The 23503-nt window shown below is 60.0% G+C and carries 17 protein-coding genes and 1 tRNA gene; 8 read left to right on the top strand and 10 right to left on the bottom strand.

Annotated elements, in window-relative coordinates:
- Window positions 1–156: 156 nt before the first annotated feature.
- Window positions 157–2154, bottom strand: a complete 1998-nt coding sequence (locus C4334_RS06050; RefSeq protein WP_352431186.1) for a thioredoxin-like domain-containing protein — start codon at window positions 2152–2154, stop codon at window positions 157–159.
- A gap of 253 nt (window positions 2155–2407) precedes the next feature.
- Here C4334_RS06050 and C4334_RS06045 point away from each other — a divergent pair, with 253 nt between their 5' ends.
- The 3 genes from C4334_RS06045 (at window position 2408) to C4334_RS06035 (ending at window position 3817) form a co-directional block, all read left to right on the top strand.
- Window positions 2408–3082, top strand: a complete 675-nt coding sequence (locus tag C4334_RS06045; RefSeq protein ID WP_352431185.1) for an alpha/beta hydrolase — start codon at window positions 2408–2410, stop codon at window positions 3080–3082.
- Between the two features lie 150 nt (window positions 3083–3232).
- The gene (locus C4334_RS06040; RefSeq protein WP_352431184.1) at window positions 3233–3547 is read left to right on the top strand and encodes a TRM11 family methyltransferase; all 315 of its coding nucleotides are present in this window, start codon (window positions 3233–3235) and stop codon (window positions 3545–3547) included.
- Window positions 3548–3577: 30 nt separating this feature from the next.
- Window positions 3578–3817, top strand: a complete 240-nt coding sequence (locus C4334_RS06035) for a hypothetical protein (protein ID WP_352431183.1) — start codon at window positions 3578–3580, stop codon at window positions 3815–3817.
- 42 nt (window positions 3818–3859) lie between these two features.
- Here the strand turns inward: C4334_RS06035 and C4334_RS06030 are convergent, their stop codons facing one another.
- The 3 genes from C4334_RS06030 to C4334_RS06020 form a co-directional block, all read right to left on the bottom strand.
- A complete protein-coding gene (locus C4334_RS06030) occupies window positions 3860–5746 on the bottom strand; it encodes an AMP-dependent synthetase/ligase (protein ID WP_352431182.1) in 1887 nt (628 codons plus the stop codon).
- 118 nt (window positions 5747–5864) lie between these two features.
- Window positions 5865–6476 (bottom strand): TetR/AcrR family transcriptional regulator C-terminal domain-containing protein, encoded by a 612-nt coding sequence (locus C4334_RS06025; protein ID WP_352431181.1) that lies wholly within the window; start codon window positions 6474–6476, stop codon window positions 5865–5867.
- 187 nt (window positions 6477–6663) lie between these two features.
- Window positions 6664–6749 (bottom strand) — tRNA-Ser (locus C4334_RS06020).
- A gap of 418 nt (window positions 6750–7167) precedes the next feature.
- On the opposite strand from C4334_RS06020, the gene C4334_RS06015 reads away from it, so the two are divergent.
- Window positions 7168–9171 carry a monovalent cation:proton antiporter family protein gene (locus C4334_RS06015; protein WP_352431180.1) on the top strand — a complete coding sequence of 668 codons (2004 nt, stop codon included), beginning with the start codon at window positions 7168–7170 and terminating at the stop codon, window positions 9169–9171.
- A gap of 206 nt (window positions 9172–9377) precedes the next feature.
- On the opposite strand, the gene C4334_RS06010 is transcribed toward C4334_RS06015, so the two are convergent.
- From C4334_RS06010 to C4334_RS05995, 4 genes are all read right to left on the bottom strand, one after another.
- Entirely contained in the window at window positions 9378–12545 is a 3168-nt protein-coding gene (locus C4334_RS06010) for a nitric oxide reductase activation protein NorD (RefSeq protein WP_352431179.1), read from the bottom strand.
- 676 nt (window positions 12546–13221) lie between these two features.
- Window positions 13222–13797, bottom strand: a complete 576-nt coding sequence (locus C4334_RS06005) for a hypothetical protein (protein WP_352431178.1) — start codon at window positions 13795–13797, stop codon at window positions 13222–13224.
- Between the two features lie 81 nt (window positions 13798–13878).
- Window positions 13879–14259 (bottom strand): YtxH domain-containing protein, encoded by a 381-nt coding sequence (locus C4334_RS06000; RefSeq protein ID WP_352431177.1) that lies wholly within the window; start codon window positions 14257–14259, stop codon window positions 13879–13881.
- Between the two features lie 262 nt (window positions 14260–14521).
- Window positions 14522–15343, bottom strand: a complete 822-nt coding sequence (locus C4334_RS05995) for a CbbQ/NirQ/NorQ/GpvN family protein (protein ID WP_352431176.1) — start codon at window positions 15341–15343, stop codon at window positions 14522–14524.
- Between the two features lie 321 nt (window positions 15344–15664).
- On the opposite strand from C4334_RS05995, the gene mnmA reads away from it, so the two are divergent.
- Entirely contained in the window at window positions 15665–16774 is a 1110-nt protein-coding gene (gene mnmA, locus C4334_RS05990; protein WP_352431175.1) for a tRNA 2-thiouridine(34) synthase MnmA, read from the top strand.
- 433 nt (window positions 16775–17207) lie between these two features.
- The gene (gene sppA, locus C4334_RS05985) at window positions 17208–19010 is read left to right on the top strand and encodes a signal peptide peptidase SppA (RefSeq protein ID WP_352431174.1); all 1803 of its coding nucleotides are present in this window, start codon (window positions 17208–17210) and stop codon (window positions 19008–19010) included.
- A 113-nt stretch (window positions 19011–19123) separates the two neighbouring features.
- Here the strand turns inward: sppA and serS are convergent, their stop codons facing one another.
- On the bottom strand, window positions 19124–20416 hold the full coding sequence (gene serS / locus C4334_RS05980; protein WP_352431173.1) for a serine--tRNA ligase: 1293 nt from the start codon (window positions 20414–20416) through the stop codon (window positions 19124–19126).
- A 125-nt stretch (window positions 20417–20541) separates the two neighbouring features.
- On the opposite strand from serS, the gene galU reads away from it, so the two are divergent.
- Window positions 20542–21414, top strand: a complete 873-nt coding sequence (galU, locus tag C4334_RS05975; RefSeq protein WP_352431172.1) for a UTP--glucose-1-phosphate uridylyltransferase GalU — start codon at window positions 20542–20544, stop codon at window positions 21412–21414.
- Between the two features lie 73 nt (window positions 21415–21487).
- Window positions 21488–22252 (top strand): 3-oxoacyl-[acyl-carrier-protein] reductase, encoded by a 765-nt coding sequence (gene fabG, locus C4334_RS05970; RefSeq protein ID WP_352431171.1) that lies wholly within the window; start codon window positions 21488–21490, stop codon window positions 22250–22252.
- A gap of 1060 nt (window positions 22253–23312) precedes the next feature.
- Here the strand turns inward: fabG and C4334_RS05965 are convergent.
- Window positions 23313–23503 (bottom strand): hypothetical protein (locus tag C4334_RS05965; protein WP_352431170.1); only part of this gene is annotated, 191 nt, incomplete at its 5' end.

The following is a 23503-nucleotide window of genomic DNA, read 5'->3' as shown; positions in this document are numbered from 1 at the left end:
AGCTTTGACCTCTTTCTGAAAGTGGGAGGCGCAGGGCGACTCGGCGGCGAATTCACGATGTTTCGCTACCTCAAATCTTCGCCGATCTCCGCAAAAGTAAGCGGGCTTTGTTCAGTAAACTGTGCTGAAGCGCGACCAAGAGATCAGCTCAAAGCGTCACTTTTCGTCCAGCGCGATGCGCTCGCGCAGGCGAATCTCGCGTGGCGCGCCGTCGCCCTCCAAAGCCTCGACGGGGATGCGCCAAGCGAACGATTTGAGGCGACACAGGCCCGTGTTGTCTTCGCGGCAGTAATAGAGCGTTGCCGTTGCGCTTATCTCTGCAAAGCCAGGCGCCATGGTTCGAAAGTCCACGCGCAAAGGTAGCTGAACTTCCGCCCCACGCCACGCTCTTTTGCCGCTCTCGATGGTGAGAACGTCGCTGCCGCGCATGACTTCGACGCTCACGCGCTGCGGAGCCATCGGGTTGAGATGATACCCGGGAGGCAGTTCGACATCGAGCACGAGCGCACCTGTAGACCTCGCAGCGACCTTTTGTGCCGGAAGCGAGGTCGCCGCATCGGGCGGCTTCGGTTGTTCAGCGCGTGCCGTCGGCGGCGGGGTCAGCCCCTTGATGGGCAACGTGCGCGTTTCGCCGGTGCGCATATCGACGAGCCTCACGGCATGGTTGTTCGTGTCGGCGACGTAGATGATGCCTCCGGCGATGCTCAGTCCGCCTGGCTCGTAGAACTTGGGGCGTTTGCCATCCGCATGGCCGGGGCCTGGACCACCGACAAAGGTGCGAACGCTTTGCGTCCGCGGGTTGAGGATCTTGATCTTGTGATTGTATGTGTCGGCGATGTAGATCTGCCCGTGATGGTAAGCGACGCCGAGCGGGTGTTGAAAGCGGGCTTGATCTGTGCGTCCATCGCGATCGCCGAAATCGAAAAGATCGCCGCCCGCCAGCGTTCGCACTCGCCCGTTGGGACCGAGTTCGACGGCTCTGATGATGTTCGATTCGCTATCGGCGACGTAAAGCGTGCGGCCATCGGTGGCCAGTCCGGATGGTTGCGCAAACGCGGCGTCTTCACGCGGTCCATCTTCGCGCGCTTCCGTCCCCGATCCGGCAAACACGCTCACGCGCCGACGTTCGAGATCGAGTTGCCAGATCTGGTGCGGTCCGGCCATGGCGATGAAAAGCGTCTTCCCGACTAGTTGCAAATCCCATGGAGAAGAGAGAGCTGTTTTCGACGCTTCGCCTTCGCGCATCGAGTAATCGGCAAGCTGCGCGCCCGTGCCGGCGATGGTCTCGACGGTGCGGGCACGCAAATCTATGCGACGGACGGCGTGGTTGCCGGTGTCAGCGACGTAGAGCGAATCGCCATCGAGCGCCATGCCCTGCGGATTTCTGAAGCTCGCACGGTTAGCTGGTCCATCTTCCATTCCGGCCTCGCCTGTGCCGAAAGCGTCGAGCAGCGTTCCGTCGAGGCGCGCGACGACGATGCGATGGTGGTTCGAGTCGGCAACGAAGAGCCTACCGCTCTTTTCATCGGCCAGCACTTTGCCTGGGAAAGCAAGCGGCACGTCGCCGATTTTCGCTCGTTCGAGCGCGAAGCGGAGCGGCGCTTCGTTCAACTTGCCGCGCTGACGGTATTCAGCGACGAGCGCGCCGATGGCCCGGTCGAGAAGATCGTAGTGGCCTTCTCCGGCGACCGTTTCCACGATGTAACCTTCGGGATCGATGAGGACGAGCGTTGGCCAAGCGCGCACGGTGTAGCGCTCCCAGATGGCGAACGAAGCATCGTTGACCACTGGATGTTCAATGCCGTAGCGTAGGATGATGCGACGGATGTTCTCCGTGTCGCGTTCGTTCTCAAACTTGGCCGAATGGACTCCGATGACGACCAATTGATCAGCGTACTTGGCTTCAAGACGTTTGAGGTCGGGGATGATGTGGATGCAGTTGATGCAGCCGTAGGTCCAAAAGTCCAAAAGCACGATCTTGCCGCGCAACGCGGCCAAAGATAGCGGCCGGTCGGTGTTAAGCCAGCCGCTATGTGGCGCTAGTTCGGGCGCGCGCACGCGCGCTTTGGTCGGCATCGTCTGTGCTCGAACTTGCAGATCGGCAACGAAAAAGAGGCTGAAAAGGATGAACGTCGCAACTGTTTTGTTCTTCATGATGACACGAAACGGCTCCTCGCGCGGTGAACCGTCGTGCCCGTTTTAAACCGCGTGGTGACCGACGCACGAGATTGTCTCATGATCCGCCTTCCGCCTTCAAGCTCGAAGGGCGCTGCCTATCTCGGTCAACATCAAGCCCCTGACTTACGATTGGACCGGTCGTATTTCGGTCCAGCGTTGCGCTTTGTCTTTGCGTTCGCTATTTGTTAGTCTCTCGAATGATTTCACGCTCAAAGGACGCACATCGAACGTGTATCCGGCAGGAAACCTCTTCATCCCGATCTCGCACGGCAGATTGGAAGCGATCCTGAAGGAACCGCGTGACAGCGCACGCGGCGCGGCGCTCGTCTTGCATCCGCATCCGCAACATGGCGGGACAATGCACAACAAGGTCGTCTTTCGCGCTGCGCGTGGATTGGAAGATGCTGGATGCGCGACGCTCCGCATCAATTTTCGCGGCGTCGGGCAAAGCACGGGCCATTATGCGGGCGGCATCGGCGAGCGCGAAGATGCGCGCGCAGCGCTCGATTTTCTCGCGGGGAGATATGCTTCGTTGCCGCTCGGGCTCGCCGGTTTCTCGTTCGGTTCGCGCGTTGGGTTGGAGGTGGGCATCGGCGACGAACGCGTCGGTTTTCTGATCGCCATCGGCACGCCCGTCAACATGTACGATTTCTCTTTTCTGCGCGAGTGTCGCAAGCCGATCCTCTTCGTTCACGGCGAGCGAGACGAGTTCGGTGACGTCGCCGCATTGCGCGCGCTCGTCGCCGAACTCCCGTCGGAAGCGAATGCGTGCCTGCATGTCGTGCCCGGCGTCGGCCATTTCTTCGATGCGAAGGTTGATGAAGTGTGGCGCGTCATCGCCAAGTGGACGATGGAACGGTTGCGTGATGCATCCGAATTGGGCCGCCACAAAACGGGAGTTTAAGCGAGCAGAAAGCTCGCTCAGTGACAGCAGGATGCCGATTGCGGCTCGACGTCATCGAAGGGCCGATCAGCCGACGAGGATACCGCTCGCGATCCGAGGTCATGGTTGGTCTTCCGTTTGGGGGCGCGCTCGTCATGCTTTGCGTGTGCGGTGTCGGCGCAATCGGTTCGTTCGCACGCGAAGGCCGGACCGTATGCGCCCGACGTCATCTTCGTCCCGACGCCCACGGAGACGGTGATGAAAATGCTGCGTCTTGCTGAGATCAAACCGAACGACTTGCTTTATGATCTGGGAAGTGACGATGGCCGCATCCCGATCACGGCGGCGAAGCTTTACGGCATACGCGCTGTGGACATCGAGATAGATCCCAAAATGATCGAGGTGGCGCGCGCACGCGCGCGGCAAGTAAGGCGTCGCGGACTGCGTCCGATTCTTCCAACGCCGATCTTTTTCGAGCTCCCATAAGCGACGGTGGTTACGCGCTACCTTTCGCAGATGCTCAACCTAAAACTTCGTCCCAAGCCGTTGCGCGAGCTGCGTCCCGGAGCGCGCATCGTTTCGCACGATTTCACGATGGGAGATTGGACGCCGGAGCGGGTCGTGCGCGTCGCTTGGCGGGATCTTTATCGCACAGTCTATCTCTGGACCATTCCGGAACGTCGCAGAGGGCATCGCGATCGTCCGCCAACACGCCAGTTCGAGCGAAAGGACGTAGGCGAAAGGCGCGGAAATTGAGCTTCGGGCTGAAACGCGGCTCTTCGCTGAAGGCCTTTCGATTCAACCGATGGACTCTCCGTTGTCGTGACGGGGCGTCTCTTCGGCGTAGATCCGCTCGATCACGTCGCGATACTTTTCATCGATCACGCGCCGTTTGACCTTGAGCGTCGGCGTCAATTCGCCGCCTTCGATGGACAGCTCATGCGCTAAAAGCGCGATGCGTTTGACGCGCTCGTAGCGCGAAAAATCACGCATCAAACGGTCCACTTCGCGTTGCACTAGCGCGACGAGGCGCGCATCCTGTGTCAGGTCTTCGTCCGTTCGATCGCCGAGCGAAATGCCCTCGGCAGCGGCTTGCGCGCGCAGCTTCTGCCAATCGGGGACGATGAGCGCTGCCGGAAAGCGCCGCCCGTTGCCGACGAGCACAGCTTGATTGATGAGCGGCGATTCTTTCAGCTTCTGTTCGATCGGCTGCGGCGCGATGTATTTCCCCCCCGAAGTCTTGAAAAGCTCCTTCTTGCGATCGGTGATGAACAGGAAGCCGTCCTTGTCGAGCATGCCGACGTCTCCTGTTCGGAACCAGCCATCTTCGGTGAAGGCTGCGCGCGTCTCCTCGGGTTTGTTGTAATAACCACGCATGACGTTCGGGCCGCGCACTTCGATTTCGCCATCGGCGGCGATGCGCACCTCGACGTTGCGGATCGGGCGTCCGACGCTGCCCATTCGATTAGCTGTGGGCGTACAGACCGAGATGACGGGCGAGGTCTCGGTCAGTCCGTAACCCTGAAGGATCGTCAATCCGGCGCCGGTGAAGATGTAGCCGAGTTCGGGCGGAAGCGCCGCGCCGCCCGAGACGAAGAAACGCAAGCGTCCGCCCACCGCTTCTTTCCACTTCGAGAAGATGAGACGCGCGGCCAAATGGTGTTGGAGCGCGAGCGCGAGCGGCACGCGCTCGCCGTTCAGCCTTCGTCTGGCCCACTCTTTGCCGACCCCGACGGCCCAATCGAGCAATTTCGCTTTGACCGCCCCGCCTTCGGCAGCGCGTTCGCGAATGCGCGCGTACATCTTCTCGAAAAGACGCGGGACGGCAGCCATCACCGTCGGGCGCACTTCGCGCATGTTTTCGGCAAGCTTCTCGATCGACTCCGCGTAGTAGACGCTGACGCCGAAATGGACGTAGACGTACATCAAAAGGCGCTCGAAGACGTGCGAAAGCGGCAACACGGAAAGCGCCACGTCCGCTTCGCTCAACTGAAGTTCAGCGGAGCTATCGAGCATGTTCGATACGAGGTTCGCGTGCGTCAGCATCACGCCTTTTGGTTCGCCAGTCGTCCCGGAAGTGTAGATCAGCGTGGCGAGATCATCGGGGCGCACGGCTTGCGCGTTCTCTTCGATCAAGCGCGGCTGCGCGGTTTCGAGCGCGCGTCCGCGCGCTTCGAGTTCGACGAGCGTGATGGCCCCCGCTTCATGTGCTCCTTCGGGATCGAAGAAGATGACCTGTTTTAATGCCGAGCAGGCGCGCACCTGCTCGGCGATGCGTTCGAAGGAGGCGCGATGTTGAATGAAGAGCGCGCGAGCTTGCGCGTCGTCGAGGATGTAGCGGACCTGCGTTGAAGCTTGCGTCGGATAGATGGGCACGTCAGCCGCCCCGACGAGATGGCACGCGGCATCGACGAGCACCCATTCGGGGCGGTTCTCCGACAGCAGTGCGACGCGATCGCCGTGGCCGATGCCGAGCGCGCGAAGGCCGAACGCGATGCGGCGCGCGCGCGCAATGAATTCCTCGGACGAGATCGCATGCCAACGTCCGTCGCGCTTGTGGTTGAGCATGTCGGGCTTGCGATGGCGTTCGACGGATCGTTGAAAGACCTCGACCAGCGTCTTCGGTTCATCTGACGTAAGCGGCACGCGCGCTGGGCGAACCGCAGGTGATTGCGTCATCGACATAACGCGCTCGCTCCTTTCGAGAACCGGTCGAGTTTAGCGCTCGCCGTATGCGCGCGGGGCGAGCGCTGGTGAAAAGCGCGCTTGGAAAACGGTGCGTCGGAGGAAGAGCTTCGCGCTTTTAGGCAGCGTTCACGCCGTTCAAAAAAAGGTCCACCACGGGATCGGCCATCGGCGCGAGCTTGTAGCGCTTCTTCGACAAAATCCAGTTGGTCGCCATCTCGTCGAGCGCGCCGAAGAACATCTTGGCGGCGATTTTGGCGTTCATGTCAGCGCGAAAGATTCCTATGCGCTGCCCTTCTTCGAGCACTTCGCGGATGATGCCGAGGTATTCGGCCAGCCCAGCGGTGGAGAACTCTTCCATGAACTTGATCGAGCCGCGAAGCTCGACTTGAAAAACGACCGCCAGATCGCGGTCCGCGCCCAAGCGCTCCAGATGCAGCTGTGCGATGCGCCGCAGCTTTTCGCGCGGGTCAGCGATCGCAGCGAGCTGTTGTCGCCCTTCGGCGATCGCTTCTTCCATCGTGCGATCGAAGATCGAATGTAAAATCTCCTCTTTGCTGCGAAAGTAGAGGTAAACCGTGCCATCGGCGACCCCAGCCGCACGCGCGATGTCGGCGACCTTTGCATTGAAGTAGCCGTAACGGGCGAAGACGCTGATAGCGGCGCGCAGGATGGCTTCGCGCTTATCTGTGACAGCCGGACGTGACGGCAGAGATCGAACGGTGCTCATGGCGATCGAAAGAGGCGGCTGAATGACGGTTCACTCAGCGGCGTCTAGACTACCGCGCTTCTTCCGAATGCGCAACCGAATGGGGACGGTTGGTCGCTTTTCTTGCTTCTTTCAGGGCGTGATCGCGCGCGAAGGGATGACAGCTTTCGGTTCGAGCGTCGAAGGGAGCGCCGGACGAAAAAGAGCATGGCGGAGGGGACAGGACTCGAACCTGCAAGCCCTTTCGGGCGGCGGTTTTCAAGACCGCTGCATTACCGATTATGCTACCCCTCCGCGGCAAAAAATATTTATAGCGCAGTTTGAGATCATTTCTCAACTTGCGTTGACCGAGGGAGACTGTGAGCCGCAGTGCGCTTCTTGCTTCAACTTTTAAGGGACGGCGATCTTCGGGATCTTTTGAAGGCCTCAATGAGAGCTTTCTTCTCAAGCACAGATGAAAAAGACGGTGATCTTCGAGAGTCTTTTGAAGACTGATTCCACGGAATCGCGCGCAAGCGCGATGGGTACGATGAACAAGACGGCGATTCCGGGGAAGACCCTTTGACGAAGCCTTCTCCTCGCACGTTGCGCGCCGTCGGTGGAGTCTGTTCGCGCTTTCTTCAGCTCTTAAGAAGAACGGCTTCCCGCAACGCCATCGATGCGCGTTTTGGTCCGACATCAAAGCGAGCGATTTCTTCGAAGACTTGCGATCATGTATGATCGTACGTTTATGGGCGAAGCGCTTCCTCTGCTCCAAGACCTGCTCGTGCTGCTATTGGTCGCTGTGCCGATCGTTTTCCTCTTCCGGCGTCTCAACTTGCCATCGATCGTCGGCTTCATGCTTGCGGGCGTGTTAATCGGGCCATACGGGTTGGGGTTGATCCGCGAAGCGGAAGCGATCGAAGCTTTGGCGGAAATCGGTGTCGTCCTCTTGCTCTTCAGCATCGGCTTGGAGTTTTCGCTTCGGAGCATCATCGACATGAAGCGCGCTGTGCTGCTCGGCGGCGGATTGCAAGTCGGATTGACGACGGCGGCGACCGCGCTGATCGCCTTGCTCGCCGGACGCTCCATCGGACAAGCGATCTTCTTCGGCTTCCTCTTCGCCGTGTCGAGCACGACCGTCTTGCTCCGCAGTTACATCGAGCGCGCCGAGATCGATGCGCCGCATGGGCGCGTCGCCGTCAGCATCTCGCTCTTTCAAGATTTGGGCACGATCCCGATGATGCTTCTGATCCCGGTGCTTGGCGGGCGAAGCGGCGCATCGCCCGTTGCGATCCTTTCGCGTTTGGGAATCGCGCTTTTCGCCGTCGCTCTCATCATCTTTGCGGCGCGCGCTGTGGTCCCGTTCTTGCTGCGCCACATCGTCGCGCTTCGCAGCAGCGAAGTCTTTATCATCTTCATCGTCTTCGTCAGCTTAGGTACGGCGTGGTTGACCGCGGAGATCGGGCTATCGCTCGCCCTTGGCGCCTTCATCGCCGGTCTGGTTCTATCCGAGTCAGAATACAGTCATCAAATAGTCGCCGACATACTGCCGTTTCGCGATGTTTTCAACAGCATCTTTTTCATTTCGATCGGCATGTTGCTGTCCTTGAGTGCGCTCATCGCCGATTGGCCGACGGTGCTTTTGTGGACCATCGCGCTGATCTGCGGCAAGGCGGCGCTCGCCTTCGTCGCCGTTCGCGCGCTGGGACGCTCGTTGCGCATTTCGTTGATGACCGGGCTTGGGTTGGCGCAAGTCGGTGAATTCTCGTTCGTCTTGGCGCAGGCTGGATACCCGCAAGGGTTGCTCTCGACGAGCGATTATCAACGCTTCATCGCCGCCTCCATACTCTCCATGATCGCGTCGCCGTTTCTGATCGAGGTCGCGCCGCGCCTCGGTTACTTCTTACAAGAGAAAGCGAGCGGGCGCAGAGGGGACGAAGAGGACGAACCGACTTCAGGCGACGCGGAGCCGCTGACCGATCACGTGATCATCATCGGTTACGGTTTGAACGGGCGGAACCTCGCGCGCGTGCTTCGCCGCATCGGCATCCCGTACATCGTCGTTGAACTCAATCCTGACGCCGTGCGCGAGGCGGCGGCGCAGGGCGAGAGGATCATCTACGGCGATGCGACGCGGCGCGAAGTTTTGCATCGCGTCGGTGTGGAACGGGCGCGCGTTCTCGTGTTGGCGATCTCTGACCCGACGGCGACGCGCCACGCCGTGCAGCTTGCGCGTCAGCTCAACCCGCAGCTTCACATCATCGTTCGCACGCGGTACATGATCGAGCTTCCGGAGTTGTTGCGGTTGGGCGCAAACGACGTGATCCCGGAAGAGTTCGAAACGAGCATCGAGATCTTCTCGCGCGTGCTGCGCGAATACGGCGTCGCGCGCCATGAGATACAGCAACATGTTAACGAGGTGCGACGCGAAGGCTACCAGATGCTTCGTTCACCTTCGCTCCCGATCATCGAAGCGGGGGCGTTAGCCGAAGCGTTGAGTTCGGCGGCGACCGAAACGGTTCTCATCGAGGAGCGCGCACCTGCTGTCGGGAAGACGCTCGGCGAATTGGATTTGAGAAAGGCAACTGGCGTTACCGTAATCGCGGCCATTCGCAACGGGCAGGCCGAAATAAATCCCGGGCCGGAATACGCGATCAGCGCAGGCGACGTATTGGTTTTGCTTGGCACCCCCCGACAAATCGTCCACGCCGTCGAGCATTTGAATGGGAATTGAAAGGGGCTGGGTCGCCTTACGCGCGACGAGTGAGGGAAGTTGCGGGTTTCGACCGAAGCGTCTCGCGCGAAGTCAGCGATCGAGCAGGCTTGTTCGGCGCGACTCGCGGCAATCGAATGGACTTGCGGGATCAGAAGCGGTCCCTTTTAGCGATCGCAAGTCAAAGCTCGGCCCGGTTCCGATGGCCTGAAGGGCGGTGATCCAGTTCAAGTCGTCAGCCGCCTGTAGATGGCGGGAAGGCGTTCGGGCAACGAGAGCACGTCGTCGATGATCGTGTAGCCGACTTCGCCGTACAGATCGCGCAGTTCAGCTTCCGAATCGCGGTCGATCGTGATGCAGAACGGGATGATGCCGGTCAGCCGCGCCTGACGCAAAGCTTCGCGCACGTCGTCGCGCGCATATCGCGCATCGCCGTAATCGTGATCATAAGGGCGTCCATCCGAAAGCACGACCAGCAGCCGCGTGCGCGCTTCGCGCGCGGCAAGACGCGCCGTCGCGTGGCGAATAGCCGCGCCCAACCGCGTGTTGTGTTGGTAGGTGATGCCGCCGATGCGGCGTTCGATCTCTTCGGTGAGGCGTTCATCGAAATCTTTAACGACATAGAACTTCACGTTATGCCGACCTTCCGACGTGAAGCCGTAGATGGCGTACGAGTCGCCCACCGCTTCAAGCGCTTCGCTCATCAGAACGAGCCCTTCTTTCTCGATGTCGATGATGCGGCGGCCAGGATGCGTGTACGGTTGCAGCGGGTTGCGCCCGATGGTGCGTGCGGTGGATGAAGATTGGTCCAGCAAAAAAGAGACGGCGACGTTGCGTTCGCGCCGCAGGCGCTTCGTGTAGATGCGTTCCGACTGCTGCCCATCGGCGCGCCGATCCGTGATGTAGTCGATGACGGCGTTCAGGTCGTAATCCTCGCCGTCTAGTTCACCGCGCATGCGACGCAAGCCTTCGGGCTTCATCAACTGGAACTGGTTGCGGATCGACGAGATTAACCCGCGATAACGCGCGCGCGTCAGTTCGACGAAGGAACGATCGCCCAGCTTGACCCGTTTTTCGATGACGCGACACCAAGCGACGCGATGGTCCATCAGTTCGCGGTCCCATTCGTCGTAAAGATACGCTGTTTCGCCCTGTTCGAGCGGCTGCTCTGGCGTCTCGGTGCTGGTCCAGCGCTCCGTTCCATCGAGCGCGTCGGAGTCTTGTTCGAGGTTTTCGAGCGCCCAAGCGTTGAACAGTTCACGCGCTTCGCGGCTTTGTTCGCGCTCGCGCGATTCTGGTTCGGCCTCGCGCGCTTCTGCTGACGCCTTCTCTCGATCGGCCTCGCGCCCTTGCGTTTCGTCGTTGGCTTCGTTCTGTTGCGCCGAGTCGTCCGGCGCGACCGAGCGAAAGAGCGCGTAGACGCGGCTTGTTGCCATCAACGTATCGGCAACCGTGGCTGTCGGGCTGGCGAGGTAATCGGCGACGATGGTCTCAAGTTCGCTGACGATCTGGCCGTAGAGTTGGCGCGCCTCATCGCGCGCGCCGCCGCACAGAGTGATCTGAAAGAGGAGTTCAAATGGGACGATGTTCACCGGAAGGTCGGCGATGCGCGGGCGCGTCGCGCGCAAGCGTTCGCGCACGAGATCGAGATCGCGCGCCAAGCCGCGGTATTTTCGGCGCAGCAGACGATCAATGCGCCCGTTCTCCAGCGTCGAAAAGATGCGCGTCGCTAAGGCTTTCTTCGGGAAGAGCGCAAGCACCGTGCGGTAATCGCCATCTTCCGGCCATTTGCGCCGACGTTCGCGCAAAAGGCGCTCCTCTTCTTCGGGCGGAAGGGCCGCTTCGCCCTTGGTCGGGTCGTTGATGTAGCCATTGAGCGAAAAAGCGTCGAGCGCGTCGACGTTCTCCGGCGCGTAGAGTTCCGCCAGCGATTCGTAGGCAGCGCGCAGTTCAGGCGTGCCGCGCGCGTGCGTGCCGAATTCAATCTGCCCGGCGGCGTGCGCGGCGAGAACTTTGTAGAGGCGGAAATTGAGCGCCTCGGTCTCGAATTCAGCGACGTTGGGCGGCAAATGTATGGTGCGACCGTCGTTGATGCGCGCTTCGCCCCTCACATTGACGAGAGGCGCGACTTCGACTTCGCGCCCCGTCAAGGCTTCAATGTAAAGGCGCAACGTGGCGGCGACTTGTTCGAGCGTTAGACCGGTGCCAGCGCGCAAGGTCTCGTTGCTTTGGCGCGTCTCAAGCGCATAGTAGCTGCGTCGCGCCTTGGTGTTCGTCTCTTGCAGCATCCCGTTTGCCGCCCAGACCTCGAACTGCTCGATCGTTGAAGAGCGCAGCGCCGACGGCGCCGAACGAAAACACGCAATGGCCGCTTCCGCATCCAGCGCGGCGATGCGACGCACGGCAGAAAGGACGCGGTGCAACGCCGCGCTTCCGGTCCGTTGCTCGCGTTGAATGGCGCGGATGACTTGCGGCCCAGTACGCGCCAACGAGATCATGGCGGCGTTCGATTGCGCGGCTGCCTGTTGCAGTAGATCGGTCCACGCGTCGAACGCTTCGGGCGCAGCGCGCAGGAACTCGCCTCCTGCGACGAAGGCGTGAAGCGCAGCCGCCCCGCCGTGCTCGAGTGAGCTTTCGGCATGTGCGAAGAGCCGCCTTGTGTTCGCCGCGTCCAATCCGGCGATCGCTACTGGAAGGGCAACCCAAAAGTCTGTGGCGACGCCGCCAGCGCGCGTCGCAAAAGCGGCGGCCAATTTTGCGGCTTCGCGCATTACAAGGGTCGCTTCCGGCTCGCCGAAATGATCGAATGTTTTAGCTGCTGGAACGGTGGCGTGGAAGAAATCGGCGCTGTGCTTAGCCGAACGGCGCGCTATTTCGTGCGCGACCTCAAACGTCAAGCAAAGGGCTTGTTCATCGCCGATGACATGTGCGAGGCGTGGGGCTTGACGGTAGGTCGCTAGTGCGATCGAGTTCGAGAGCGTCATTTGACGCAGACAGACTTGCAGCAGAAGCCGACGCGCTTCCGATGGAAGCGGCTCAAGATGTGCCACGCCATCGGCGAAGAATTGTTGCCCGGCTTCGAGGTTGGTCATCAACAGCCTGCGCCCTATTTCGCCCCAAGCACGCAGCCCTTCGGCGTCAAGGATTCGCGCCGCTTCCGTCGTCGCGCGCAGGAATTCGGCGCTCGCGCGAAAGCTAATGACCGCCAAAGAGGCGCTCACTTCCAGCGCCACGCGCGCCCGATCCGCCGGAAGATGACGAAGCTGACGCAACAACTCAGACATGCGTTGCCGTTCGCTCGGATTGGCGATGGCACGAAGCCTGTCGCGCCAATCTCGGTTCAACGGGCGCGTCTCCTCGGAGTCGAACATATGCCCTTCGTCGCGTTCCACCATCTCTTCTGTTGATTAGATGCCGTGGAATCCGCGCCAGTGAGCCGCAGGAGCGCGTTGCCGTTCACAGATAACACGGTTTCAACCGCAACTTCAAACCCGCACATCTTGCGCCGGTTTTGTGCGGAAATAATTGCCATCGATTGCAATTTCTCTCGCAAAAGGCGCGCGAGAAGCGGCACAGATTCAAGTCGCGGTGCAAAGAACGGATGCCAAGCGTCGCGCGTGCTGGGGAGTCGGTTGGCGCGACCGATTCCTCGGGGTGCGACAAGGCTTCTGGTGGCAGGAAGGAATCCCCCGACTTCAGGCGGGAGAGGAGGTCAAGGTCAGCGCTTTCAAGGTTGTCCAGAGGAGAGAAGGACTCGCAGAGTCCTCGTTGAAAGGGCTATGCGTTCGTTCGGGCAGGCGCGCTTTTCGGAAGCGTGAAGTCGTTGTCAGGTCAAAGTGCCGGAACGGACCGCTGTTAAATGGGTTAAACGGGTGAGTAGGCAAAATCGCGCATCCGTATGAGCCGTTTCCCCGACGGCGCTTCAGTCCAGTGCGGGAACCTATTATTGAAAGGGCGAAGTTGCGCGTCCGTGCAAGTCTTGGGCGACGAGAGTTCAACCCAACTGATGAGGATCTCAGCGGTGTCGCGCGCAAAGAGTCGCGGCGCCGTTGCCTCAAACGAGCGTTCAAACTAGCCGATGAACATCTCGTCTTCCCCGTAGGATTGGTTGAGCGGTTTGGGCGACGGTGCCGTAAGCACTTCGAGGCCGCGCCTGATGCCGGCCATGATAGCGGCTAGTTCGCGCGCCGGATCAACAATGCGCGCTTGAATGAAGCGCGTCGTCGCCACGACTTGAGCGTGCGTTTCATCGATTGAGCGCCCGATCATTTCGACCTTGTCGCGGGCTGCTTCCACCGAGTGGCTGACGAGCGCTTTGATCTCGCGCACTTCATCGCGGACGATAGCCGCGGATTCCGCAAGGTGCATAGTCGCGGTCGAAAGATGCCCGGACATTTCATGAAGTTGCGCGGCGATCTCGCGCCCTTGAGCCGCGAGGCGTCGCGCCTCTTCGCCGAGCGCCGTCGCGCGCTCGATCAACGGCTCGACGCGCTTTTCAAGCGCTCCAACCGCGCGCGCCATGCGCCCGACGAGCACGGCTATGAAGACGGTCGCCAGCGCGATCACGACAAACGAGATGGCAATGACGACCAGAATCCAAAAGAGCGGATCGTTGGTGTTGATTTGAAGAGCCAGCAGAGCTTGCACGACTATTCCCCGACCTTGTGAGTTGGTTTGAGCTGCAAGAGAGCGGCGCCAAAATTTTGGCCTGAAAGCATCGAGCTGGATTCAGGATTCGCGCGCTTCCGGCAGCTCAGCTCGTTGTTTCTCTTCGACGTAGGCTTGTTTGCCGGCCTCGATAGCTGCGGTGATGCGCTCGCCTTGACGCGCAGCAGCTTCACGTGCGGCTTCGGCCAGCTCAGACGCTTTTTGCGTCGCTGTGGAATAGTACTCACCCGCTTTGGCGCCGATCTGCGCCGCCGCCTCGCGCGTTCGGTCAACGCTTTTGCGCGTTACGTCGGCGATGTCGCCTCGCAGTTCGCGTCCCGGCTTGGGCGCGAACAGAAGCGCGACGATCGCGCCGATGGTGCCGCCGATCAGAAAATAGGTCAAGCGCGTCGAAAGATCGGTTTCGCGTTCCGTGTTGCCGAAAGGTTCTTGTGTGCTCATGACAAATCCCTCTGGTTCAGACTCAGCGAAAGTTTTTGGACCGAAGCTAACTATAACAAATGCTCGAAGGGGCGAGCAAGAAGCTCAACGACGGAACGCCAACCCTTCGCGACGGTGGAGTTTGCGCTCAGCTCGAAAATCCGGAATCGCTGTGAAAAAGCGCGGAAAGGAGGCGAGACGGTTTTCGATCTCCGCGAATTTCAGCCCCTTCTGGCGAACGGACGAGGATCTTTTCTAGCTGCGTTTCGAGCGCTCATCCCGCTCAGATCACCGTTGTGATGATCTCGCGGATGCTGCGTTGCAGATCGCGGTCGTCGGTGATCGGGGCGGCGAGCGCCACTTCGGCGGCGCTGATCGGCGCGATGCCGCGTGCGATCAGCTGCGCGGCATAGATCAGAAGTCGCGTCGAGACGCCTTCTTCAAGGCCGTGTCCGCGTAAGTTTCTGACCTTCTGGCCGATCAAGACCAGGTCGCGGGCCACGTCGATCGAGATGCCGCCCTCGCGCGCCACGATCTCGGCCTCGAGTTCCGGCGGCGGGTAGTCGAACTCGATGGCGACGAACCTTTGTCGCGTTGACTGTTTCAAATCCTTGAGAATGGATTGATAACCGGGATTGTACGAGACGACGAGCATGAACTCAGGAGGCGCTTCCACCACCGTGCCACGTTTTTCGATGGGCAGTCTGCGACGGTGATCCGTCAACGGATGAATGATCACCACCGTGTCCTTGCGCGCTTCGACGACCTCATCCAAATAGCAGATCGCTCCGTGACGAACGGCGGTCGTCAGCGGCCCGTCATGCCAGACGGTCTCTTCGCCTTCGAGCAAGAAGCGCCCCACTAGATCGGTTGCCGAAAGATCTTCGTGGCAAGCGACGGTTACGAGCGGACGGTTGAGCCGCCATGCCATATGCTCGACGAAGCGCGTCTTGCCACATCCAGTCGGCCCTTTGAGCATCACGGGCAAACGAGCATGGTAGGCCGCCTCGAACAACTCCGTCTCGTTGCCAACCGGAAGATAGAAGGGTTCATCCGCGATGCGGTACTCCTCGATTGCACGCTCAATTAGTGCTTTTTCGTTCATGCCCTGAGAAACGTTCTTCGACGAGCTGACGTGTGCCCTTTTTTGATGTATTCTTAATCGTTTAGTGCAAACTCGATGAAGAACAGAGTGCATCTTAACATTCAGCAGAAGCGGCGGCAAACCGCCCCGTGCACATGTCGCGATGAGGGCGCGCGCTTTGTTCGGGATGGAACGCGCTCGGCAAGCAATGCCAGCGATAGTGTTAAATGGATGGTTTGAGACTTTCATAAAGGGCTATAAATGCGCTACTTCGCGCGATGGCAACGGAGCGGCTGCGGGCGATAGTTGCTCACAAATGAGCATGAATGGGGTGTGTGAAAGATGAGGATCGCAGTGGCGATGAGCGGCGGCGTGGATTCTTCCACCGCGGCGGCGCTTCTACGCGAAGCTGGGCATGAGATCATCGGCTTCACCATGCAGTTGTGGGATCAGCGCCGTAATCTGGTTCTCGACGAAAACGGCGAGCCGCTGCCATCGCGCTGCTGTTCGCTCGATGACGTTTACGATGCGCGGCGCGTCGCACAGCAGTTGGGTTTCCCTTTTTACGTCCTCAATCTTGAACGCGATTTCGAGCGCGCAGTGGTCCAGCCGTTCGTGCAAAGCTACTTGAGCGGGGAGACCCCTATCCCTTGTGTGGCTTGTAACAGCCGGTTAAAGTTCGCCTCGCTCGACCGTCTGGCGCACAGCTTGGGTTGCGAGCGCGTGGCGACCGGCCACTACGCGCGCATCGTGCGCGATGATGAAACCGGCCGGTACAAGCTCTTGCGCGGGCGCGACCGGCACAAGGATCAATCCTACTTCCTTTGGGAGTTGACCCAGCAGCAGCTTGCGCGTGCGATCTTTCCGCTCGGCGATTTGACCAAGGAAGAAGTCCGGGCGGCAGCGCGTCGGTTCGGGTTGACGGTTGCCGAAAAGGCCGAATCACAGGAGATTTGCTTCGTGCCGGATGGCGACTACGCCGGATTCATCGACCGTTATCTGGAAGCTGAAGGAGGGGAACGGCCGCCTGTTGGCGAGATCGTCTCCACCAGTGGCGAAGTGCTCGGCACGCACAAGGGAATACACAACTATACTGTGGGCCAACGTCGCGGTCTTGGCATCGCGCACGGACGACCGCTCTACGTCGTTGCCATCGATGCCGAACGCAACCGCGTCATCGTCGGCGAGAGTGAGGATCTTTTGTCGCGCGAATTTTCGGCGGCAGGCGTCAACTGGGTCGCGTGCGATGAACCGACGGTGCCAGTGCGCGCCGAGGTGCGCGTCCGATACAGACACGAGGCGGCACCAGCCACCATTGAAGTGACGGGCGAGGGAAGGGCGCGCGTGCGCTTTGACGAGCCACAACGCGCCATCACGCCGGGGCAGGCGACCGTCTTTTATCGCGGCGACGAGGTTTTAGGCGGCGGTTGGATCGTGCGCGTCAGGCGGTGAAGAATCCGTCGAAAGGTTTCGGAAGTTCGGCGGCGAGCTGGGTCTCTCGGACGACAATGCGAGCAATAGCGCGGCTTATTCAGAAGTTCGGCGATGAGCTGGATCCCGCGCACTAGCCCCGCTTGCCTCATCGGCCAGCGGACGAAGGCGAGCCGGCTCTAGCCAGCGCCTTTTGCTGGCCTCGCGCGCTTGATTGCCGACCGGCTTCAAACCGCGCGCTCTCGACGCTCCGTATAGAGCGACTGCTTCGAAATTCATCTGCGAGTTCGGAAGTTTCGGGCCGAGTTGACGACGCCGTCGCGATCTGCAGCGACTCGGCGCGCTCGGCGACAAGCGGCTTGAACTTTTTCGCCCAGGTCTGCGTAAATAAGCGTGATCTTTTTCGCCTTTTTTTGACGCCGAAAGCTGTTTCGAGGAGGTAGCAAAGTCACCGATGGCCATGTCGAACGCGCGCAAACTCGTTTTGATCTTCGCCGGGCTGTTTCTCGCCTTCGTGCTCGTGCTCTTCATCGGCGCGTTGGTCCTCTATTTCTACATCGAACCGGGCGAGCCGAGCGTCGCTTACAACAGCGTGCTGGTCGTGCGCGTCAGCGGCGAGTTGCCCGATTACATCGCTGAAAGCCCACTCCCAATAGGTTTCCCATCGAGGATATACGACGGCGGACGGCAGTCGCTTGCGGATCTGCTCTGGCAATTGAAAAAAGCCAAGGCGGACCGACGCATCGGCGCCGTGTTGCTGGAGGTAGAGAATCTCGACATCGGGTGGGCCAAGGCGGACGAAATCCGCGATGCCATCGCCGACTTTCGTCAGTCTGGCAAGCCGATCTATGCCTACCTGACCTATGGCGCGAACGCTGAATACTACGTCGCTTCGGCGTGCGAGCGGGTTTACGTCGCTCCGGTCGGCGATCTTTTCATCAACGGCTTGGCCGCCAACGTCATCTTCTTGCGCGGCGCGCTCGACAAGCTCGGCATCTATCCGGATTTTTACCAGATAGGAAAGTACAAGAACGCGCCTGATCAATTGACCCGGCGCGAGATGTCCGAGGCGCAGCGCGAAGTGATCAATTCGCTTCTCGACAATCAATTGGCCCGGTACATCAACAACGTCGCCGCGGCGCGCAAACTGGCTCCCGAGACCGTGCGTGAATTGATCGATCAAGCGCCGCTTCAAGCCAAACGCGCCGAAGATGCCGGGTTGATCGACGGCGTGGCGTATCGCGATGCCGTAGAGCTTGAACTGAAGCGTCGGCTCGGTTACAAGCCGACGGAGAAACTGCGCACCATCAAGGCTGCGCAATACAATCGCGTCGCGCCGGAATCTTTGGGACTCAATGAGGGGGAGAAGATCGCCGTTATTTACGCTTCCGGACCGATCGGGCCGGGGCGTTCGAACAGCTCACCATTCGGTCCGCAAAGCGTCGGTTCCGAAACCATGGTGCGTGAGATCAACGAAGCGCGCGATGATCAATCGGTCCGCGCCATCGTCGTGCGCATCGATAGTCCGGGCGGCACAGTCTACGACTCCGATCTGATCTGGCACGCGCTTGAGGGAGCGAAGGAGAAAAAGCCCGTGGTCATCTCAATGAGCGATGTGGCGGCGTCGGGCGGTTACTACATCGCGGCGGGAGCCAACGCGATCGTCGCGCAACCTTCGACCATCACCGGCTCGATCGGCGTCTTTGCCGGCAAGCCCGTCTTCAAGGGGTTGTACGATTGGACCGGGGTCAATAGCGAATGGATCTTGCGCGGTCGTTATGCGGGGCTCTTTCGCGAAACCGAGCCGTTCACGCCGGACGAGAGGGCTAAATTCGAGGAGATCGTGCGCCACTACTACTATGACGAATTCGTGCCGAAAGTGGCGCAGGGGCGGCGGCGCGATCCTGAGTACATCGACTCGGTTGGACAGGGCCGAGTCTGGGATGGCGCACAAGCCAGAGAGCGTGGCTTGGTTGACGAATTCGGCGGACTCGACCGTGCCATTGAGATCGCGAAAAAGCTCGCCAACATCCCGGCGGACAAAGGGGTGAAACGAGTGGTCAAGCCGGCACCGCGCTCGGTCTTCGAGCAGCTCTTCGGCAACGACGCGATGAGCGAAGAAGACGCTCGCGTGCAAGCCGCGCTCGCGACGTTGCCCGCGAACGTTCGAAAGATGTTGCAAACGGTTCGGCTCTTTGAGCGCGTGCGGCGCGGCGAATTGATGGCGTTGATGCCGTTCGAGTTGCGAATCGAGTGAGGTTGGGAATCGGCTCCACACCGATTTTCGACCGCTGAGGAAGCGAAGTCGCGTGAAAGCTGCGTTTCGCTCGTCCGTGCTGCATCATGTCGGCGTGAAGCGCCCGATCGTGTTCACCTAACCGTTTCGATTTTTTCCATGCCATCCATATATGGGCGCAGCGCTTCAGGGATGGCGATCGTCCCATCGGCTTGCTGGTAGTTCTCCAAGATGGCGATCCAAGTACGTCCGACGGCCAGCCCTGAACCGTTGAGCGTGTGAACGAATTCGGGCTTTGCGTTTGGCGCACGGCGGAAACGAATCTGTGCCCGGCGCGCTTGAAAGGCTTCGCAGTTCGAGCAGGAAGAGATCTCGCGATAAGCGTTTTGTGACGGCAACCAGACTTCGATGTCGTAAGTTTTGGCCGCCGAAAAGCCCATATCGCCTGTGGAGAGGGTCACCACGCGATAGGGCAACCCGAGCAATTGAAGCACGCGCTCGGCGTCGCGCGTCAGCGATTCGAGTTCATCGTAAGAGGTTTCAGGCAGCGTCAGTTTGACCAGTTCGACCTTTTCGAACTGGTGTTGGCGGATCAACCCGCGCACGTCGCGCCCATAGCTTCCCGCTTCAGAACGAAAACAGGGCGTGTAGGCGACGAACTTTTTGGGCAGCTCCTCTGCCGTGAGGATCTCCTCGCGATGGTAGTTCGTCACCGGCACTTCTGCCGTCGGAACGAGGTAGAGATTGCGCTCATCGGTCAGCTTGAAGAGGTCCGCTTCGAACTTCGGCAATTGTCCCGTGCCGAAAAGCGCCTGCGCGTTGACGATGAAGGGCGGGAGCGTTTCGGTGTAGCCGTGTGCGCGCGTGTGTAGATCGAGCATGAAGTTGATGAGGGCGCGTTCGAGCCGTGCGCCCGCGCCGTTTAAGATCGCAAAGCGCGCGCCCGCGATCTTCGCCGCCCGTTCGAGGTCGAGGATGCCAAGTCGCGTTCCCAGTTCAACATGATCGCGCGGTTCGAAGTCGAACGAGCGCGGCGTGCCCCACCGTCGCACTTCAACGTTGGCCGAGGCGTCCAGTCCGAAGGGGACGCTCGAATGCGGGATGTTCGGCAAAGTGGCGAGAAGCTCGCGCATTTGGACTTCGGCCGCGTCGCGGTCCTTTTCCAGTTCTGCGATGCGTTCTTTGAGTTGCGCGACCGTGGCGCGCCGCGCTTCGGCCTCGTCGCGGCGTCCTGCTTTCATGAGCGCGCCGATCTCGCGGCTCGCCGCATTGCGCTCAGCGTTCAGCCGGTCCGATTCGGCGATGAGGCGCCGACGCTCAGCATCGAGTTCGGCGAAGCGATCGAGCGCATCGGTCGGAAAGCCGCGCGCTTCGAGTGAGGCGCGCACGCGCTCCAGATTCTCCCGCACGAAATGAAGATCGAGCATTTGCCGCTCCCATTGAATTTGTGATAGAAATTGTCGCCTTTTGAGCCGAAAGAAAATTCAAGCTAACCGACCGAGTACCGAGTGTCAAGAACGGGGCAAGCTTCGGCTCGCGATCGAAGAAAAGCATGGCAACCAAGGTTCGTAAAGCGATCTTCCCGGCGGCTGGGTTGGGCACGCGCTTTTTGCCGGCGACCAAAGCTTCTCCCAAAGAGATGCTTCCGCTCGTCGATAAGCCGCTCATCCAGTATGTAGTTGAAGAAGCAGTCGCTTCGGGGATCGAATCGGTCATCATCGTCACGGGACGCGGCAAGACGGCCATTGAGGATCATTTCGATATCTCGTTTGAGTTGGAGCAGCTCCTGCGTGAGCGCGGCAAAGAGGATTTGCTGCGCGAAGTGCGCGCCATCTCCGACATGGCGCGCATCAACTACGTGCGCCAGCGCGAAGCGCTCGGATTGGGTCACGCCATCTTGCAAGCGCGCGACTTCGTCGAAAACGAACCGTTCGCCGTCATGCTCGCCGACGACATCGTCGATGCGCAAGTTCCGGCGCTGCGCCAGCTGATCGACGTCTATGAGCGCTTCGCCGCGCCCGTGCTCGGCACGATGCGCGTCGCGGGCGAAGCCATTTCGCGCTTCGGCGTGCTTGATGCTGACGAGATCGAAGAGGGCGTCTATCGCGTGCGCGACATGGTTGAAAAACCGTCCTTCAACGAAGCTCCATCGGATTTGGCGATCGTCGGGCGCTACATCCTGACGCCGGACATCTTCGATGAGATCGAACGGACCAAACCAGGAACGGGCGGCGAGATTCAGATAACCGACGCGATGCGCGCGTTACTCGAAAAGCGCCCGTTCTACGCCGTGCGCTTCGCGGGGAGGCGTCACGACGCGGGCGATAAACTGGGTTTTCTAATTGCGACGGTGGAGTTCGCGCTGAAAAGATCAGATCTCGCTCCTGAGTTCAAAGAGTACCTCCGCTCGCTCAAACTGGATTGAGACCGACGGAAACGCGCTGTCGCTTTCGTCGTCGTACGGAAGCAGTGGGAAGAGATTTTTGAGAGTTCAAGAGATGTTGAGCGTCGAAAACAGACCATTCGCTGGAAGAACAGCCATCGTCACCGGAGCGACGCGCGGCATCGGACGCGCCATTGCGCTGGAGCTTGCGCGTCGCGGAGCCGATGTCGCTTTCAATTACGCGCGGAGCGCCGAAGCCGCCGACACTTTAAAAGCTGAAATCGAGGCTTTGGGCGCGCGCGCCTTTGCCGCGCAGTGTGACGTTGCGCAGACGGAGGCCGTCGCCAAGATGGTCAAGGACGTCAAAGAATCGTTCGGGCGCATCGACTTTCTCGTCAACAACGCCGGCATCACACGCGACCAGTTGATTTTGCGAATGAAGGAAGAGGATTGGGATGCGGTCATCAACACCAATTTGAAGGGGGTGTGGAACTTCGCGCGCGCCGCATTGCGCTACATGCTACGGCAGGAAGAGGGCGGGTCGATTCTCAATATCAGTTCGATCAGCGGGGTGGTCGGCATGGCCGGACAAACGAACTACTCGGCTTCCAAGGCCGGTGTGATCGGCTTGACTAAAGCGCTCGCCAAAGAGGTCGCCAGCCGCCACATCACGGTTAATGCGCTTGCGCTCGGGTTCGTCGAAACCGATATGACCGAAGCGCTTGCAGATGACTATCGGGCGAAAATGCTCGCACAAATTCCGCTCGGACGCTTCGCCGAGGCGAACGAAGTGGCGCGCGTCGCCTGTTTTCTTCTCTCCGAAGATGCGCGCTACATCACGGGCCAAGTCATACAGGTCGATGGCGGACTAGCGATGTAGTTCGCTGCTGCCTTTTGCCAAACCGTCGGCGCTCGCACTGAGAAGAGGGGCCCCGCCGAGCTTCGGCTCGACGGGGCTTGATCTCGACGTGGCAGGCTCAGGGACAAGGCTGGCGTTTTCCGTTCTGTCGGAGGGCGCTCGTTCAAAGAACGCCCTGAGTGCTTAGGCAGGAGTTGCATTGGTGTGAAAAACCGATTTGCATTTCGGGTGCGAGACCCTTTTGTTCCCCGCGGCGAAGCTACTCGCGAGCTGGGCACGGCCTCTTTCCCAGAAAGCTATGAAGACCTCTGCTCCATAAGGACGCCTTCCTGCAACTTCGCCTAAGCCCTTTTCCGGAAGCCACTCGCTAGCCAAGCGGGAAATTACACCCGTAGCCTGTAGGTGTCAAGAGCGGCTACATATTTTCGCTACATTTTCGTAACAAGCTTTTAGAAGCGATGCGAGTGTATTCTTTCGATGCATGAGCCTCTGTTTCGTAAGTAGCGCCTTCTAGAAAAACTTCTGCCGAAGGATGCCGGAAAACCTTCAAAGCGATGGGGCAGCAGTCGCAGGAAGAGGCCGCGCTGTGTGACGCTGCGAGCAGCGCCGCCAGCCAAGCCACAAAGAGGCGTGGGCCCCGAGTGCGTGGAGTTGTACGGTTCTATGGGAGACGAAAAGCCGGAGGCAACACGAGGCGATGCCGTTCGATGAGCTGTAACCTCAAGCGGTGGTGGTAGAAGGCTACTAGAGGCACGCTCGTTGAGTCTACAGAGGAAAATCGGCTTTACCGCGTGCTAATCGAGTGGGCTATATTGTGCCTCTCGCTTCGGCCTTGTGATTTGCGGCGGACATCAGTTAAAGGCCGCCTCGCTGCTCTTTCAAGCGAAGCGGCCTTTGCTTTGCCTCAAAGGCGGTTTGTCGCGCAACCCGGGCAGCGACATCCGTTCCGCCATCCCAGTCGCGCAATTTACCAGCACTGCTCTTGCGGCTGTTGATCTGCCATGAGCATAGTTGTGTAGAGAACTCGGCAATGAACTCACCCTCATTGGGCAAGCCAGCGGCCAGCCGGACTCAACCGCTCTTAGCCTTTCTTGGCACCGCCCTTTTTGGCGCCCTTCTTGGCGCCGCCTTTTTTAGCTGCGCCCTTTTTGGCCGCGCCTTTCTTGGCGCCGCCCTTTTTAGCTGCGCCCTTTTTGGCCGCGCCTTTCTTGGCGCCCTTTTTAGCTGCGCCCTTTTTGGCCGCGCCTTTCTTGGCGCCCTTTTTAGCTGCGG

The sequence above is a fragment of the Pyrinomonas sp. genome (assembly GCF_040289685.1).
Taxonomy (GTDB): domain Bacteria; phylum Acidobacteriota; class Blastocatellia; order Pyrinomonadales; family Pyrinomonadaceae; genus Pyrinomonas.
The sequence above is the reverse complement of the archived record's forward strand: the minus strand, read 5'-3'. Positions and strand labels throughout refer to the sequence as shown.

Bases quoted from the DNA above. Each gene is read 5' to 3' on its own strand.
- mnmA (WP_352431175.1), top strand. From the start codon at position 15,665: ATGAGGATCGCAGTGGCGATGAGCGGCGGCGTGGATTCTTCCACCGCG.
- C4334_RS06010 (WP_352431179.1), bottom strand. From the start codon at position 12,545: ATGGTGGAACGCGACGAAGGGCATATGTTCGACTCCGAGGAGACGCGC.
- C4334_RS06025 (WP_352431181.1), bottom strand. From the start codon at position 6,476: ATGAGCACCGTTCGATCTCTGCCGTCACGTCCGGCTGTCACAGATAAG.
- galU (WP_352431172.1), top strand. From the start codon at position 20,542: ATGGCAACCAAGGTTCGTAAAGCGATCTTCCCGGCGGCTGGGTTGGGC.
- C4334_RS06015 (WP_352431180.1), top strand. From the start codon at position 7,168: ATGTATGATCGTACGTTTATGGGCGAAGCGCTTCCTCTGCTCCAAGAC.
- C4334_RS06030 (WP_352431182.1), bottom strand. From the start codon at position 5,746: ATGTCGATGACGCAATCACCTGCGGTTCGCCCAGCGCGCGTGCCGCTT.
- C4334_RS06035 (WP_352431183.1), top strand. From the start codon at position 3,578: ATGCTCAACCTAAAACTTCGTCCCAAGCCGTTGCGCGAGCTGCGTCCC.
- C4334_RS06000 (WP_352431177.1), bottom strand. From the start codon at position 14,259: ATGAGCACACAAGAACCTTTCGGCAACACGGAACGCGAAACCGATCTT.
- serS (WP_352431173.1), bottom strand. From the start codon at position 20,416: ATGCTCGATCTTCATTTCGTGCGGGAGAATCTGGAGCGCGTGCGCGCC.
- C4334_RS05995 (WP_352431176.1), bottom strand. From the start codon at position 15,343: ATGAACGAAAAAGCACTAATTGAGCGTGCAATCGAGGAGTACCGCATC.
- C4334_RS06050 (WP_352431186.1), bottom strand. From the start codon at position 2,154: ATGAAGAACAAAACAGTTGCGACGTTCATCCTTTTCAGCCTCTTTTTC.
- sppA (WP_352431174.1), top strand. From the start codon at position 17,208: ATGGCCATGTCGAACGCGCGCAAACTCGTTTTGATCTTCGCCGGGCTG.
- fabG (WP_352431171.1), top strand. From the start codon at position 21,488: ATGTTGAGCGTCGAAAACAGACCATTCGCTGGAAGAACAGCCATCGTC.